12 protein-coding genes are annotated in these 15,279 nt (G+C 62.1%); 6 read left to right on the top strand and 6 right to left on the bottom strand.

Annotated features, from left to right (window positions below; all coding sequences use genetic code 11):
- Nucleotides 1-151: 151 nt before the first annotated feature.
- Together recQ and Q0X62_RS15255 are read left to right on the top strand one after the other, a co-directional pair.
- On the top strand, nucleotides 152-1,966 hold the full coding sequence (gene recQ / locus Q0X62_RS15260; RefSeq protein WP_297737820.1) for a DNA helicase RecQ: 1,815 nt from the start codon (nucleotides 152-154) through the stop codon (nucleotides 1,964-1,966).
- Between the two features lie 7 nt (nucleotides 1,967-1,973).
- A complete protein-coding gene (locus Q0X62_RS15255) occupies nucleotides 1,974-2,447 on the top strand; it encodes a hypothetical protein (RefSeq protein WP_297737818.1) in 474 nt (157 codons plus the stop codon).
- A 19-nt stretch (nucleotides 2,448-2,466) separates the two neighbouring features.
- Here the strand turns inward: Q0X62_RS15255 and Q0X62_RS15250 are convergent, their stop codons facing one another.
- From Q0X62_RS15250 to Q0X62_RS15235, 4 genes are all read right to left on the bottom strand, one after another.
- Complete coding sequence (locus Q0X62_RS15250; protein WP_297737815.1) at nucleotides 2,467-2,904, bottom strand: HIT family protein; 438 nt, start codon at nucleotides 2,902-2,904, stop codon at nucleotides 2,467-2,469.
- A 562-nt stretch (nucleotides 2,905-3,466) separates the two neighbouring features.
- Nucleotides 3,467-4,654, bottom strand: a complete 1,188-nt coding sequence (locus tag Q0X62_RS15245) for a GNAT family N-acetyltransferase (protein WP_297737813.1) — start codon at nucleotides 4,652-4,654, stop codon at nucleotides 3,467-3,469.
- 11 nt (nucleotides 4,655-4,665) lie between these two features.
- Nucleotides 4,666-6,030, bottom strand: a complete 1,365-nt coding sequence (locus Q0X62_RS15240) for a M48 family metalloprotease (RefSeq protein ID WP_297737810.1) — start codon at nucleotides 6,028-6,030, stop codon at nucleotides 4,666-4,668.
- 109 nt (nucleotides 6,031-6,139) lie between these two features.
- Nucleotides 6,140-8,782: a ribonuclease E/G gene (locus tag Q0X62_RS15235; protein WP_297737807.1), complete on the bottom strand. Its 2,643-nt coding sequence runs from the start codon at nucleotides 8,780-8,782 to the stop codon at nucleotides 6,140-6,142.
- Between the two features lie 236 nt (nucleotides 8,783-9,018).
- Here Q0X62_RS15235 and Q0X62_RS15230 point away from each other — a divergent pair, with 236 nt between their 5' ends.
- From Q0X62_RS15230 to prfB, 4 genes are all read left to right on the top strand, one after another.
- A complete protein-coding gene (locus tag Q0X62_RS15230; protein ID WP_297737804.1) occupies nucleotides 9,019-9,207 on the top strand; it encodes a hypothetical protein in 189 nt (62 codons plus the stop codon).
- A 71-nt stretch (nucleotides 9,208-9,278) separates the two neighbouring features.
- Entirely contained in the window at nucleotides 9,279-10,469 is a 1,191-nt protein-coding gene (locus Q0X62_RS15225; protein ID WP_297737802.1) for an N-acetylmuramoyl-L-alanine amidase, read from the top strand.
- Nucleotides 10,470-10,566: 97 nt separating this feature from the next.
- A complete protein-coding gene (locus tag Q0X62_RS15220) occupies nucleotides 10,567-13,071 on the top strand; it encodes a penicillin-binding protein 1A (RefSeq protein WP_297737799.1) in 2,505 nt (834 codons plus the stop codon).
- 105 nt (nucleotides 13,072-13,176) lie between these two features.
- Nucleotides 13,177-14,305 (top strand): peptide chain release factor 2 gene (gene prfB, locus Q0X62_RS15215; RefSeq protein WP_297737797.1). Its coding sequence is split into 2 segments (ribosomal slippage): nucleotides 13,177-13,245 and nucleotides 13,247-14,305, totalling 1,128 coding nucleotides; the frame shifts between segments, so codons are not numbered across the junction.
- Here prfB and Q0X62_RS15210 read toward each other — a convergent pair.
- Entirely contained in the window at nucleotides 14,302-14,625 is a 324-nt protein-coding gene (locus tag Q0X62_RS15210; RefSeq protein WP_297737794.1) for a transcriptional regulator, read from the bottom strand. The genes prfB and Q0X62_RS15210 overlap by 4 nt on opposite strands.
- 10 nt (nucleotides 14,626-14,635) lie before the next feature.
- A complete protein-coding gene (locus Q0X62_RS15205) occupies nucleotides 14,636-15,256 on the bottom strand; it encodes a hypothetical protein (RefSeq protein WP_297737792.1) in 621 nt (206 codons plus the stop codon).
- Nucleotides 15,257-15,279: the final 23 nt, after the last annotated feature.

The following is a 15,279-nucleotide window of genomic DNA, read 5'->3' as shown; positions in this document are numbered from 1 at the left end:
CTGTCGGGTTCGAAGAATAGCGACTGCGAGGCTGCGACACCACGACACGAGGGCGACACTGAAAGGGATTTGCCGGGGGCGTTGTGTGCGGCGCATTGATACTCACCGCGAAGTCGCTCAGAACAGGGGTTTGTGAACCCGGATCGCCTTCATGCAGAAGCTCAGCCCCGCAGAGATTTTGAGCACGACCTTCGGCTTTCCCGGCTTTCGCCCGGGGCAGGCTGATATCGTCGATTATATTCTCGCTGGACGGCCGACCCTGTGTGTTATGCCGACCGGGGCCGGCAAGTCGATCTGTTATCAGGTTCCGGCGCTTTTGCTGGATGGGCTGACAATCGTGGTGTCGCCGCTGACAGCGCTCATGGATGACCAGGTCGCCGCGTTGAGAGCCAATGGTGTCGCGGCTGCGGCCATTCATTCCGGCCGGGATCGTGACGCCAATGTCGAGGATTGGCGGCGCGTCCAATCTGGCGAGCTCCGGCTTTTGTATCTGTCGCCGGAGCGTTTGATGACGGGACGCATGCTGGCGGCGCTGGAGGGCGTCGAGCCAGCCATGTTCGTCGTCGATGAAGCGCATTGTATCTCCAAATGGGGGGCCAGTTTCCGGCCGGAATACGAAGAGCTCGCATTTCTCAAGACGCGCTTTCCGCGGGCGCGTCTGGCCGCCTTTACCGCGACAGCAGATGCCGCGACCCGCGATGATATCGCGGCCAGGCTCTTCGGCGAGGACGCCGAAATTGTGGTTCACGGTTTTGACCGGCCCAATCTCACGCTGTCCGTCGCGGCGAAGGAGAAGTGGAAGCCGCAATTGATGGAGTTCCTGGAGACGCGCCGCGGCGTGTCCGGAATTGTCTATTGCCTGTCACGCAAATCCACCGAGGAAGTCGCGGGCCTGTTGCGTGAGAGAGGCTTCAAGGCGCTGCCCTATCATGCCGGACTGGCGCCCGAGACACGGCGGGAAAACCAAGAACGCTTCATGGCGGAGGAAGCGGTCGTGATGGTCGCCACGATCGCTTTTGGCATGGGCATCGACAAGCCGGATATTCGCTATGTCTTCCACCTCCACATGCCCGGCTCCATGGAAGCCTATTATCAGGAAATCGGTCGTGCCGGACGTGACGGGAAACCGGCCGAGGCGATGATGCTCTATGGTCTCGGTGACGCCCGCATGCGCCGGCAATTCATCGACCAGGACGGCGAGGATGGCGATCACAAACGCCGCGAACACAAACGACTGGACAGTCTGCTGTCCTATTGCGAGGCGACGCGCTGCCGCCGCCTTTCCCTATTGGCCTATTTTGGTGAAAGCGGCGGCGAGCCGTGCGGCAATTGCGATCTCTGCCTTGATCCGCCGACCCTGATCGACGGCACGCGCGAAGCGCAAATGCTCTTCTCCGCCATCGCCCGAACCGGCGAGATGTTCGGGGCAGCCCATGTCATCGATGTTCTGCGCGGCGCCGATACCGACAAGATTCGGGCGCGCGGGCATGAGACCCTTCCCACCTGGGGCGTTGGCGCGGATCGACCGAAGCCGTTCTGGCAGGGGCTGGTGCGCCAATGTGTGGCGTCAGGCCTGCTGGAAATCGACATTCAGGGGTTCGGGGCTCTCAAGCTGACCCCGGATGCCCGCGTGGTCCTGAAGGGTGAGCAGTCCGTCGAGATCCGTGAGATCAAGGCGCGCGCGAGCGCGACGCCCAAGCGCAGCAAGGCGAGCATCGCCGCCGAGGCGGATGGGGTGGATGCGGATCTGCTCAGTGCTTTGAAGGCTCTGCGCCGGGAGTTGGCGGCGGAGCGCAATGTTCCGGCCTATGTGGTCTTTTCCGATGCGACGCTGATCGACATGGCGCACCTCAGGCCGCAGAGCCTGGAGCAGATGGCTGCGGTCAATGGCGTTGGCCCCAAGAAGCTCGAAACGTTTGGATCGGTCTTTCTCGACCTGCTCAAATCTCAGCTCCAGCTCTCTTGAAACCTGTGTGCCGGATGACAATCACGGCAAATCATGGAGTTATGTCCGGGCTCTTTCAGGAAGAATCATGCCCCGTCGCGACGCCCCCTTTTATATTCTGATCGGCCTGTTATCGGTGCAGGTCGCGTACGGGTTGTTCTGGGCGGCCAATGACATAACCGCCCGGATGGGGCTTTGGCCCGACCCCTTGCTCGCTGCGGCATTCGTTCAGAGTTTGACGTTGATGCAGGAAGTTTTCTTCTTCTCGCACGTGCTCATGAATGGCGTAGCGCTGGCCCTGACCTTGGGCGGGCGCCGCTGGGCGCTGCCGGCCTTTATTCTGTCGTTTGTGCTGGACCGGGCTGACTGGATCATCATGGGTGGCAATAACCTGTTTTCCAACATGGTCGATGCCGACGCCTGGGCACTCTTCTCTTTCACCCTGCAAGGCGCCATCATTGCCCTGCTGGTTTATTTGACCTTCGAAGGGCGATTGCGCTGATACCGGTCGGCAGAGCTGATCAAGGCATCTCGATCGCAGCGGCAATTCGCGCGGCCTGATCCGCGAGGTCATCCATGTCTGCCTGACCGCCACCATGCGCACCCAGGGCTTCACCCTCGGTCCGCGGAATGATGTGGAAGTGGACGTGGAAGACGGTCTGACCCGCTGGCGCGCCATTGAATTGCGTGAGGACAATGCCATCCGGGGCGAGAGCGGTTTTCACGGCCTGCGCGATCCGTTTCACCCGAACAATGGCGGCCTGAAGCGCACCATCTGTCATTTCCAGGGCATTGCGCGCCGGCTCGCGCGGCACGACCAGCACATGTCCGGGCGCTTGCGGAAAAATGTCCATGAAGGACAGGACATGCTCATCCTCATACACTTTCACGCAGGGCAATTCCCCCTTGAGAATCCTGGCGAAGATATTGTCCGGATCATAGGTGCCGTCGAGGCTCATGCTTGAACTCCGCTTTGTGTGAGCTGAGTGATCTGCCTAGCGTGCCGCGCCCGGTTCCGTCCAGCGATGGCTGGTTTGTCATGCGCTGTCGTTGACCTTTTGCCCGGCGGTTTGAAGGCTGGCGACCCGGCTGCGAAGCTGGATTGGCGCGACCGGCGAATAGCCCAGCTCAGCTTCGCCAGAAGGCGCCGGAGGCTCCGTTCGGAACGTCTTGCGACAGGTGCAGCAGCGCCGACGTGTGGAGAAAAATGGGTGGAAGGTACCCAGCAGGATCACGAGCGCTGTGAACACGATGCGTCGAACTCGACGCGTTTCTCCGCCGCAGTCGGAGCAGGGGAAGATCGGTCTGGTGTCCGCCGGCTCAAGGCTTTCCAACCAGGCTCTGGCCTCCAACTGGCACGACGGCGGAACGAGAACCCGCGGCCGGTTATAGCCGAACTTGAGCGCGGGCTTGACGGAGATGAAATGCCAGTCGGCGACCTCCGCCGGAAACCCGCCTGCGCGGAGTGTACAGGCGAGAACGGAGGCTTCGGCTCGCCAAGGGGAAAGGTGTCACGCTTGCTCACGATGCCTGATCCCGTCGAAACGGGCTCTCGGCGTCCTGCAGGCGGATTTCTGTGCGTACCGCGGCGCGCTCCTGATCAAGATATTGGTCGACCGCGTCGCGAAAGCCCGGATCGGCGATGAAGTGGGCCGAACGGACCTCTTGCGGTCGGTAGCCGCGGGCCAGTTTGTGGTCGCCTTGGGCGCCCGCCTCGACACGATCCAGGCCGCGTGCAATCGCGGCGTCAATGGCTTGGTGATAGCAGAGCTCGAAATGCAGATAGGGGTGATCGTCGAGCTTGCCCCAATAGCGTCCATAGAGCGCGTGCGAGCCGATGAAATTGAGCGCCGCGGCTATATAGCGGCCCTCCTTCTTCGCCATGACCAGCAGGATGCGGTCGGGCATGCGTTGGTGGATGAGATCGAAAAAGACGCGATTGAGATAAGGATAGCCCCATTTGCGCGAGCCGGTTTCCTGGTAGCAGGCATAGAACACGTCCCAATGTTCGGGGCGCAGAGCGTCGCCGGACAGGTGCTCGATCTCGATCCCGTCCTGCGCGGTCGCGCGCTCCTTGCGCAAGGCCTTGCGCTTGCGCGAGCTGAGATCGGCGAGGAAGGCGTCATAATTCCCATAGCCCCGATTGGACCAGATGAATTGTCGGTCGACCCGGTCAAGCAGCCCGGCCGCGTTCAACGCAGCCGCGGTGTCGGCGTCCGGGAAATTGACATGCCAGCCGGAACACCCCCATCGCTCGGTCAGCTCGCAGGCCGTTTGTGCCAGCGCATGGCGCAAAGAGGGGCTTTCGGCGAAAATTCGGCGCCCGGTGACCGGCGTAAAGGGAACCGCGGTCAGTAGCTTGGGGTAATATTGCCCGCCGGCGCGCTCATAGGCGTTGGCCCAGGCATGATCGAAGACATATTCGCCCATGGAATGAGTTTTGGCGTAGAGCGGGAGGGCGCCAACCAGCTTGTTGCTCGGCCCGGTGGCGATCAGATGGCGCGGCAGCCAGCCTGCGTCCTCACCGACACAGCCGCTCGCCTCAAGCGCCTCCAGAAAGTCCCAGCTCAGGAAGGGGTCGAACTCGGCATCGGCCGGGTTGGCCAGTGCGTCCCAGTCCTCGCGGGACACTTGATCGAAGCCTTCAACCGCCTGAACGGAGATCGGCGGCGGCCCGGTCTCGCCGTCATCAGCCGGTGGAGGCGCCATCCCGTCTCCGCTCAGTTGCGACGTTGCTGGCGGCGAATCTGACGCAGTTCCGATGCGGTCGGCAGAGAAACGGCCTCGATCTCAGTGGCCCGGACCCAGGCTGGTGTGCCAACCTCCAGTTCGGCGCGGGCGCGCGTAGCAAACTGGTGAGCGCGGGGGCGATTGCCCGCGGCATAGGATTGTTCCGCAATCGCCAGTTGGGCGAGGGCGGTATCGCCATTGCGCTCATGGATGATCGAGAGCTGGTACCAGGCAAAGCCATTGTCCGGCTCGATATCAAGCGCGACCCGCAAGTGCTGCGCGGCTTCCTCCTGATAGGCGACATCCTCGGTCGCGATCATCGCGATGGCGAGATTGACCCGAAGCAGGGGCGCGGTGGGTTCCAGTTCAACGGCTTCCCGGTGCGGCGCAATCGCGTCGGCAGCATGACCGCTCTCGAACAGCATCTGCCCGTGTAGCTCATGGAAATAGGGGTTTTCGGGTTCTTCCTCGAGCAGGCTTAAAATCTCTTCGAGCGCACGATCGAGGCGGGCGTCATGATAATAGGCGACAGCTCGCGCATACCGCGCCGGCAGCGATTGGTCGCTCTCGGGATAGCGGTAGAAGACAAATTCCGGCTCCGCGAGGAAGCCATAAATCTTGGCCTGGATACGGGCCAGACGAGCCATTTCCTCGGCGCTGTCTTCGGTCTCGTAATAGGGTGACTCGGTAGCGCCGCCGCGCAGATTGGCGATGCGTTCCGAAGACAGGGGATGGGAGCGGAAATATGGGTAGCGCCGCGCATTTGACATCACTTCCTGGTAGCGAAAGCGTTCGAAGAATTGCACCAGGCCTTCGGCCGATTGTCCGCTGGCTTCGAGGAATTGCAGTCCGGCCTGGTCGGCCGAGGCTTCCTGGGCGCGGCTATACGTCATGAAGGAGAGCGCGCCGAACTGTTGTGAGGAGGCCAGCAGCGCACCCGCCGCACCGCCTTCACCGGCGAGCGCCGCGAGCACGCCGAGCCCGAGGCTGACGAACATCGGCGCCTGTGCGGCCGTGATGCCATCTCCGACGCGTGCCAGATGGGCGCCGGAAATATGTCCGGCCTCGTGCGCTATGACGCCAATCAGCTGGTTCGGTGTCTCGGATTCCAGAATGATTCCGGTGTGCAGGAAAATGTTCTGGCCGCCGGTGACAAAGGCGTTCAGCGTCGGGTCCGCGACGATATAAAGATCGACATCTGCGGGTTGCAGGCCGGCGGCATCGAGAACGGGGTCGGCATAATCGCGCAGCATGTGCTCGATCTCCGTGTCCCGGATCAGTGACTGACCCAGGCTGGACGCATGTGTGGCCACAGCAAGTACGCAGGCTGTAGCGACGGATTTCAGGACAGACATCCTGCCTCCACTGATCGGCCCCCGCTCGGCCTATGTTAGCAGCGTCACCCCATGACGCCGCAAGAGCCAAGATGGGTTGCCCGGCCGTGCCGGACAACCCTGATCCTGGTCAGTTTCCGAACAAACCTGTCCGGTTCCACCATCCGCGGCGTTTCGGCTTGCCGTCATCGGCCTCGCCCTTGTCCGCATCGGCGCTTTCGGTTTCACGTTTGGCGTCATCGGATTCCGTTGCGGCTTTCCTGGGCTTTGCGGCCGCTGCCGGTTTCGCGGCCGCCTTTGCGGGCGGCTTGGCAGTTTCAGAGGCCGGCTCGTCGGCTTTCTTGCGACGTGTGCGGGGCTTCGGCTTGGGGGCCTCGTCCTCGACCGGTTTGGCCGCCTCCTGAGCCGTCGCTGTCTGACCTGCTTCGGCCGGGGTGTCATCGGCCGGTTCTACGGCCTTCTTCCGCGGACGCCGTGTGCGCTTCTTGGGCGCCTCGTCGGTTGCGGCCGGCGGTTCGACCGGAGTATCGGGCTTGGCCTCGCTAGCCGCTTCCGCTGCAGCCTCGGCCGGAGCCTCGGTTTCAGCCTTCCTGCGGCGCGGTGCGCGCTTGCGCCTGGGCTTTTCTTCCGCCGGACCCGCGTCGGCGGGTGTCTCAGCCGGAGCGTCGCTCACAGCGTCGGACGGCGCAGCTTTGTCAGCGTCGGTATTGTCGTCCGCGGCGGCACTTTCCTCGTTTGAGATATCCCCTTCGGTGCGGCGACGACCTCGTCCGCCCCGGCGACCCCGACGGCGACGGCGGCGCGGCTGATCCTCACCATCCTCGGCTTGGACGTCACGATTGCTATTGCCATCGCCCGACGCGTCGGCGGCCTCATCGTCCGAGCCCTCGACATTGACCACTTCCATGGCGGCGGCGGTGTCGTCGGAAGATGGCTTGCGACGACGGCGGCGGCGACGACGGCGCCCGCCCCCGTCACGATTGTCGTCATCGCTTTCAGCGGTGTCCTCTTCCGGCGTTTCCGGGATCTCGATCTCCTCGATCGATTCGACCGATAGCGGCGTCATCGTCAATTCCTCGCCCGGTTCGCGATTCTCGAGCGCTTCGATCGAGAATTCCGGTGCCAGGATTGAGTCATCGGCTTCCACGGAAATGCGCATGGAGAAGCGCTGTTCGATCATCAGAAGGTGATCGCGCTTTTCGTTGAGGAGGTAGATCGCAACGGCGGTCGGAACCGATATGCGGATCCGCTTGGCTCGGCCACGCGTACCTTCCTTTTCCAGCCCGCGCAGGGCGACGAGGGCGCTCGATTCGGTGGAGCGAAGATGGCCGGTGCCCTTACAGGTCGGACAGGTCGTGGTCGAACCTTCAAGCAGACTGGACCGGCGCCGCTGGCGCGAAATTTCCATCAAGCCGAATTGCGAGATGCGACCCACCTGAAGGCGGGCGCGGTCACGCTTCAGCATGTCCTTCATCTTCTTCTCGACGGCACGATTATTCTTGTTCTCGTCCATGTCGATGAAGTCGATGACGATCAGGCCGGCCAGATCGCGCAGGCGCATCTGGCGTGCCGCTTCCGCTGCGGCTTCCAGATTGGTCTTGAGCGCGGTCGCCTCGATATTGCGCTCACGCGTCGACCGACCGGAATTGACGTCGATCGAGACCAGGGCCTCGGTCGGATTGATGACGATATAGCCGCCGGACTTGAGTGGGGCGACGTCGGAATAGATGGCCTCAAGCTGGGCTTCGCACTGGTGACGCAAGAAGAGCGGCACGGTTTCCTTGTAGTGCTGGACCTTCTTGGCGTGGCTGGGCATCAGCATCTTCATGAAGGCTTTCGCCTCCTTGTAGGCCTCTTCGCCCTCCACCTGCACGCTGTCGATCTCCTTGTCGTAGAGATCGCGGATCACGCGCTTGACCAGATTGCCTTCCTCATAAATCAGCGACGGCGCCACGGAATTCAGGGTCAGCTCGCGGATATTCGTCCACAGGCGCAGCAGATAATCGGCATCGCGCTTGATCTCGGTCTTGGTCCGCGAGGCTCCGGCGGTCCGGATGATCAGGCCGACGCCTTTAGGCAGTTCCAGCTCGGACACCACCGACTTGAGCCGCTTGCGATCGGAGGCATTGGAAATTTTGCGGGAAATGCCACCGCCTCGCGGCGTGTTCGGCATCAGCACACAATAGCGCCCGGCCAGCGAGAGATAGGTCGTCAGGGCGGCGCCTTTATTGCCGCGCTCTTCCTTGGCGACCTGGACCAGAAGGATCTGGCGGCGCTTGATGACTTCCTGGATCTTGTATTTGCGCAGCATCTGACGGCGACGACGGGCGGCCTGCTGGTCGCTGATATCGTCGTCTTCGCTGTCATCGCCGATGGTCTCGGGAGCTTCGGATTCGCCGTCGGACTCGCCATCAGCGCTGGCTTCATCGGATGAGGGGGCGGGTTCGGCCTTGGCGTCATCCGGCTCGTCCTCGTCCTCATCCGCCGCAGACGCTTCTTCCTCGGCAAGGGCGACGCGATCCTCATAGGGGATCTGGTAATAGTCGGGATGAATCTCGTTGAAGGCCAGGAATCCATGGCGATTGCCGCCATATTCCACAAAGGCGGCCTGCAAGGAGGGCTCAACCCGCGTTACCTTGGCAAGGTAGATATTTCCGCGAATGGGGCGGCGGGCGGCCGCTTCAAAATCAAAATCCTCAACTTTTGAACCGTCGAGCACGACGACGCGGGTCTCTTCTGGGTGACCCGCATCGATCAACATTTTCTTGGACATTAAAGTCGTCTCCTGCGCGCGCGCTCGAATATCGACTGCTCGCCAGTCGGCGAGACAGGGACGGAAGAGGCGGCGGGGGCGAGATGGACGGGGTGCGGCCTGTTTTCAGTGCTCTAGGCATCAGGCGCTCCCCGCGCATCGGCAGTTACCATAAGCGTCCCGCTCCATGACTGGGAGGACGCGGCGGTCGGGGCCCCGGAATAATCTTCGGTCGGACCGGGGCGACGATTAGCGTTGTGGCCGATTACTGGAACCGGCCGCTTCGCGCCTGGCTGCCGCACTCGACCGGCCATCCGGTGGTGCGTCGCCAAGGCGTTGGCAACATGCAACATTCGAATGCAGATGAAAAGGCTTTCGCGCCGTGGGTGAATTGCTCGGGAAAATTCCGGCCCGGCATCAACGAAACGTCAAGTTCCATGCGCTAGCGTTACGCAAAAGCCGTGGACAGAATCACGGTGTGTGCGATGGTGTAGTGATGCGGGTTCAACAGTTTTTCTTGGCGTTGACGGGCGCGCTGACGCTTTGCGGACCGGGTCTGACCGACCAGGAAGTGCGCGATGTGCGCTTTGGCGTCGACCTTGCGACGACGCGGGTTGTCATCGAGACCTCCGAGCCGGCGGATTTCCGGGCGTTCACCTTGGAAGGGCTGGCTGATCGGCTGGTTGTGGATCTGCCCTCCTCGCGCTGGTCAGTCGCGAGCCTCGCATCGGGTGAAGGCGTCGGGCACGGCCTCGTGGATGCCTTTCGTTTCTTCGATAATTCTGCCTCCAGCTCTCGTGTCGTGTTTGAGCTCGAGCATCCGGCGGTCATCACAAACCAGTTCGCTCTGGACCCGGCCACACCCGGTGGCAATCACCGTCTGGTAATCGATGTCGAGCGCGCCAGTGCGGGCCATATCCAGTCGACATCCGGTTTCGAACACACGCGGGCCGACTCGCTTGATTCGCTGATCGCGGAGCGCGTTGAGGCCGTGTATGTGCCGCCCCAGCGTGAACGCCGCGTGATCGTTGTCGATGCGGGCCATGGCGGCAGTGATCCCGGCTCCATCGGTTTGCATGGCACGCACGAAGCCGATATCGCCCTGGAAGCCGCGCGTGAGCTGCGTCGCCAGCTTGAGGCGACCGGCCGCTACGAGGTCCTGCTGACACGCGACCGGGACATCTATCCGTCCTGGGAGCAACGGGTCGGGGTGATGGCCGAATCCCGGGCCGATCTCTTCATCTCGCTGCATTCGGACTCGTCCCAGAACTCCGGCGTTCGGGGCGCAGCCGTTTATACGCTCAATGACCGGGCCGAAAATCGGGCGCGTCAACGTGCGCGGGAAGGCGCCAACCACACCTCGCAAGCCGATGTGAACAATATCCTGGTGGAGCTGGAGCTGCGTGAGAAGCGCAATCAATCATCCGCCTTTGCCGAAGTCCTGCTTGAGCATCTCGGCAGTGCCGGCCCGCTGCTGGCGAACCCGCACCGTCAGGCCAATCTCTTTGTTCTGCTTGATTCCCGGGTGCCGGCGGTTCTGGTGGAAATGGGTTTTCTGACCAATCGGGCCGATCATGACAATCTGACATCGGCCAGTTATCGCCGTCGCCAGATGACCTCGATCGTGCGTGGGATCGACGACTATTTTGCCAATCGAGGTGACGAGATGTTCGCCGATCGTGAGACGATTGCACTTCCGGCTCGCTGACTCCCTTTAATCCCGGACCGAGCACGGCCATAATGGTGCCTCGGAGTCATGCTCAACCAAACAGTCTGACCTGCGGGTAGAGTGGCCAGAGGGCACAATGAAGATCTTCACCTTGCGTAATGTCTTGCGGACAGCCCTTTGGGGCGGGATCGCCGCTGCGGTGCTGGCCGTCATAGGCTTCATTGTTGTTGCCATCTACGTCGTCCGCGTCACAGACGACTTGCCGGACTATCAGCAGCTGGCCGAATACGAGCCGCCGATCATGAGCCGCGTTCATGCCGGTGATGGCTTGTTGATCGCCGAATATGCCCGCGAGCACCGGGTCTTCGTGCCGATCGCAAACATTCCGCAGAATGTGGTTCACGCCTTCATTTCGGCCGAGGACAAGAATTTCTACGAACACGGCGGGCTCGATTTCCGGGGTATCATCCGCGCCGGCCTGTCCAATATCGGCAATGTCCTGAACGGGCGCCGCCTTGAGGGCGCGTCGACCATCACCCAGCAGGTCGCCAAGAATTTCCTGCTCTCCAGCGAGCAACGCCTCGAACGCAAGGTCCAGGAGATGGTCTTGTCGCGCCGTATGGAGCGCGCCTTTACCAAGGATCAGATCCTCGAGCTCTATCTCAATGAAATCTATCTCGGAAACCGGGCTTATGGTGTCGCTGCGGCGGCGCTGAACTATTTCGGCAAATCGCTGGACGAGCTGGACCTGCACGAAATTGCCTATCTCGCGGCGCTGCCGAAAGGTCCGGCGAACTATCATCCGGACCGGCACCACGAAGCGGCGATCGAACGTCGCAACTGGGTGCTCTCGCGCATGGCGGAAAATGGTTATGTGAGCGAGGCCGTGGCCCAGGAAGCCATGGCGAGGCCGCTGGAAACGGTCGACCGTCTGTCCGGCGCGACCTACACCGCGGCCGAGTATTTCGTCGAGAATGTTCGCCGGGAAGTCTTCTCGCTCTATGGCGAGGACGAGCTCTACGATGGCGGCCTTTCGATCCGCACCACGCTGGATACCCGTATGCAGCTGGCGGCGCGCGATGCATTGCGCAGTGGATTGGAAACCTATGACCGCCGCCACGGTTATCGTGGTGCCTTGTCGACAATCGAATTGGGTGAAGATTGGGCCGAACGCCTGGCCGAAGCCGAGATTCCGCGCGATCTGGATGAAGGCTGGCTGCAGGCTGTGGTGCTTGAAACCAGCGCCCAATCCGCGCGGATCGGTCTCCTCAATGGCGAGGAGGGCTCGATTCCCATGTCGGCGCTCGAATGGGCGCGCGAGAACTTTCCTGATGGCGAAATCGGTCCGGTCGTATCACGCCCGTCCGAGGTGCTCACGGCCGGCGATGTTATTCTTGTCGAGAATCTGGCTGATCAGGACGGATATGAGGACGGCCAGTACGGCCTGCGCCAGGTGCCGGCGATCAATGGCGGTATCATGGCCATGGATCCGCACACCGGGCGTGTCTTGGCGATGGTGGGTGGCTATTCCTTCCAGCACAGCCAGTTCAATCGTGCGACCCAGGCCCGTCGTCAGCCGGGCTCGGCTTTCAAGCCCTTCGTCTACGCCTCCGCGCTGGACAATGGCTATACCCCGGCCAGCCTGATCCTGGATGCGCCTTTCATCGCGTCCGGTGGACCGGATGAGCGCTTCTACATGCCGTCCAATTATTCGGAGCGCTATTACGGCATGTCGACCCTCCGGCTGGGCCTGGAATTGTCGCGGAATGTCATGACGGTCCGTCTGGCCCAGGAAATGGGCATGGCGCCGATCGTCGATTACGGCGTACGCTTTGGTATCTACGACGATCTGGAGCCGGTTCTGGCAATGTCATTGGGCGCTGGCGAGACCACGCTTTATCGGCTGGTCTCGGCCTATGCGACCATGGTCAATGGCGGTCGACGCGTCGAGCCCACCATTATCGACCGGGTCCAGGATCGCACCGGCGCGACAATCTTCGCGCATGAAGTCCTGCCTTGCGAAACCTGTGATGTCGATGCGTGGGAGCCGGGCGACGTGCTCGAACCGCTCTTCCCGGAAACGCGCGAAGAGGTGATTGATCCAGTGACCGCCTATCAGGTCGTTCACATGCTGGAAGGCGCGGTTCAGCGCGGGACCGGTACGGCCCTGCGGCCTCTGCCCTGGACGCTCGGAGGCAAGACTGGAACGACCAATGATTTCCGCGATGCCTGGTTCATGGGGTTCGGCCCCGATCTGGTTGTCGGTGTCTACGTCGGCTTTGACACGCCGTACCAGCTCGGCAGCGGGGAGGCTGGGGGCCGCGTCGCTGCTCCGATCGCCCGCGACTTCCTTGAAGTGGCGCTGGAAGGATATCCGGTCGCACCCTTCCGTGTGCCGCCAGGTGTCCGACTTGTCCCGGTCAGCCACGGGACGGGCGAGCCGGGTGTGTTGGGTCAGTCCGGGGTTATTCTGGAGGCTTTCCGCCCCGGCACCGAGCCGTCACGCCAGACGGACGAGGAAGAAAGCGGGCTCAGTTTCGCGCGGTCCTCCGTCAGCGATGATCCGTTGGCCTTCCTGCTCGCCGAAGAGGAAGACGGGGAGGATGAAGAAGAAGAAGACGAGCTGGGCGGCCTCTACTGATCGCAACGGCGCGTCGGTCTGCACGCCACGGCTTGTCTCGGCAGGCCGCTCTGATTATCCCGTTCCCACGACATGCTTTTTCAAGAATCGCAGGATTGAATGCCCATGCGCGCTGACATCCAGACCCTGTCCGACGAAATCCAGCAGGCAGTTGGCCTGCTGAGGAGGCGTCTTTGACTGGGATACTGCCCAGAAACGCCTCGATGAACTGAATGCGAAGTCGGAAGACCCCGACTTCTGGAACCAGCCGCAACAGGCGCAAGCTCTGATGCGCGAGCGCAACCGGCTGGAAAGCGCCATCAATACGGTCGTCGAATCCGAACAGGAGCTCGCTGATAGTCTCGAGATCATCGAGATGGCCGAGATGGAAGATGATGAGGAGATGGTCGAGGAGGCCATCGCCGGTCTCAACCGTCTCGCCGAACGCATGCGCCGGGCCCAGCTGGAGACGCTGCTCTCCGGGGAAGCCGACGGCAATGACGCCTTTGTGGAAATCCATTCCGGCGCCGGTGGCACCGAAAGCCAGGACTGGGCCGCCATGCTCGCGCGCATGTATTCGCGCTGGGCCAATGCACACGGCCACAAGGTCGAGATCATGGAAGAGCAGGCCGGCGAAGAGGCGGGCCTCAAATCGACCACGCTTCTGGTCAAGGGCGAGAATGCCTATGGCTGGCTGAAGACCGAGACCGGGGTTCATCGCCTGGTGCGGATCTCACCGTTTGATTCCAGCGCCCGCCGTCATACCAGCTTCTCGTCCGTCGGGGTTTATCCGCAGATCGATGATGCGATCGAGGTGGATATTGATGAATCGAAGGTCCGGACCGACACCTATCGCGCCTCTGGTGCTGGCGGTCAGCACATCAACAAGACCGACAGTGCCGTCCGCCTGACCTATGACATGCCGGGGGAGGAAAAGGCGGTCGTCGTCCAGTGCCAGAATGACCGCTCCCAGCACAAGAACCGTTCCCAGGCCTGGGACATGCTGCGGGCCCGCGTTTACGAGATCGAGCTGCAGCGCCGCGAAGCCGCCGCGCAGGCGGAAGCTGACAGCAAGACCGAGATCGGCTGGGGGCACCAGATCCGCTCCTACGTCCTGCAGCCCTACCAGATGGTCAAGGACCTCCGCACCAATGTCGAAACGTCGAACACCGGCGGCGTTCTTGACGGCGATCTCGATGACTTCATGGCCGCTGCACTGGCCGCCCGCGTTGGCGGCGAGGAGGAGGAGGCCTAGTCTCCGCTCCCGTCTGGTGCGCCCAATTGGCCGAGCAGATTGGCCATGGCATCGACATAGCGGCTGAAGGCGGCCCGGCCAGCCTTGGAAAGCCTGACCCGGGTCAATGGTTTGCGATCGAGAAAGCTCTTCTCGATGGTGACGTATCCGGCCTCTTCAAGTTTGCGCAGGTGAACGGAAAGATTGCCCTGGGTGGCCTCCAGGGCAGCTTTGAGTTCGTTGAAGTCGGCGACTTCGGCCTGGGCGAGATAGGTCATCACACCAAGCCTGAGGCGTCCGTGGATGATCTCGTCGATCTGGCCGATGGGAGGCGTGCTCATGGCGGACGGATCAGTCTGCCGCGCGGGACAACCGCCACAGCACGAAGCCCGGCACGGCCATCAGGCCCAGCAGGGCCAGTGACGCGATCAGGTTGAACATGGCAGGGTCGTTCATTGTCAGCCCGAGCGCGGCAGCGGCCAGGTACCAGCCGATGGCCACAACCCCGTACCACAGACGCTTTTGAACACGGCTCGCCACAAACCAGGCGGCGCCCTGAAGGGCAAACACGACAGGGACATAATAGAGCCAGAGCGTAAAGTCCTGGGTCCTGAAGGCATTGAAACCGAACACGAAGGCCATGGATAGATTGGCCAGTCCGGCCGCCATGAATGCGGTTTCATAGGCCTTGCGCGCAGCCGTGCCGGTCGGCTGGTTCCGATCCATCCAGAGAATGAAGGCAAGGGCGAGGAGGAAGCCACCCGTCCCGACTATCGCAGCGGCGAAATGAACCCAGTCCGGCAGAGCGACAAGGCCGCTTACACCGATCCAGTGGATAAGTGTTTCAAATCCGTAGAGGAGCCCGGCTGTCATCAGGAGCAGGCTGGCGCCGGCCGAGGGGCGCGGGTCACCTTCGGCCAGATTGCGCAGGAAAGCGAGGTCGGCGCGAGCTGTGGCGAGTTCATCAGTCATGGGGATCCTCGAACGGTTTCCGG

This window comes from uncultured Maricaulis sp., assembly GCF_947259345.1.
In the GTDB taxonomy this organism is placed as follows: Bacteria; Pseudomonadota; Alphaproteobacteria; order Caulobacterales; family Maricaulaceae; genus Maricaulis.
This window is presented reverse-complemented; position numbering and strand designations above follow the sequence as displayed.

Bases quoted from the DNA above. Each gene is read 5' to 3' on its own strand.
- Q0X62_RS15220 (WP_297737799.1), top strand. From the start codon at position 10,567: ATGAAGATCTTCACCTTGCGTAATGTCTTGCGGACAGCCCTTTGGGGC.
- recQ (WP_297737820.1), top strand. From the start codon at position 152: ATGCAGAAGCTCAGCCCCGCAGAGATTTTGAGCACGACCTTCGGCTTT.
- Q0X62_RS15250 (WP_297737815.1), bottom strand. From the start codon at position 2,904: ATGAGCCTCGACGGCACCTATGATCCGGACAATATCTTCGCCAGGATT.
- Q0X62_RS15210 (WP_297737794.1), bottom strand. From the start codon at position 14,625: ATGAGCACGCCTCCCATCGGCCAGATCGACGAGATCATCCACGGACGC.
- Q0X62_RS15205 (WP_297737792.1), bottom strand. From the start codon at position 15,256: ATGACTGATGAACTCGCCACAGCTCGCGCCGACCTCGCTTTCCTGCGC.
- Q0X62_RS15235 (WP_297737807.1), bottom strand. From the start codon at position 8,782: ATGTCCAAGAAAATGTTGATCGATGCGGGTCACCCAGAAGAGACCCGC.
- Q0X62_RS15240 (WP_297737810.1), bottom strand. From the start codon at position 6,030: ATGTCTGTCCTGAAATCCGTCGCTACAGCCTGCGTACTTGCTGTGGCC.
- Q0X62_RS15245 (WP_297737813.1), bottom strand. From the start codon at position 4,654: ATGGCGCCTCCACCGGCTGATGACGGCGAGACCGGGCCGCCGCCGATC.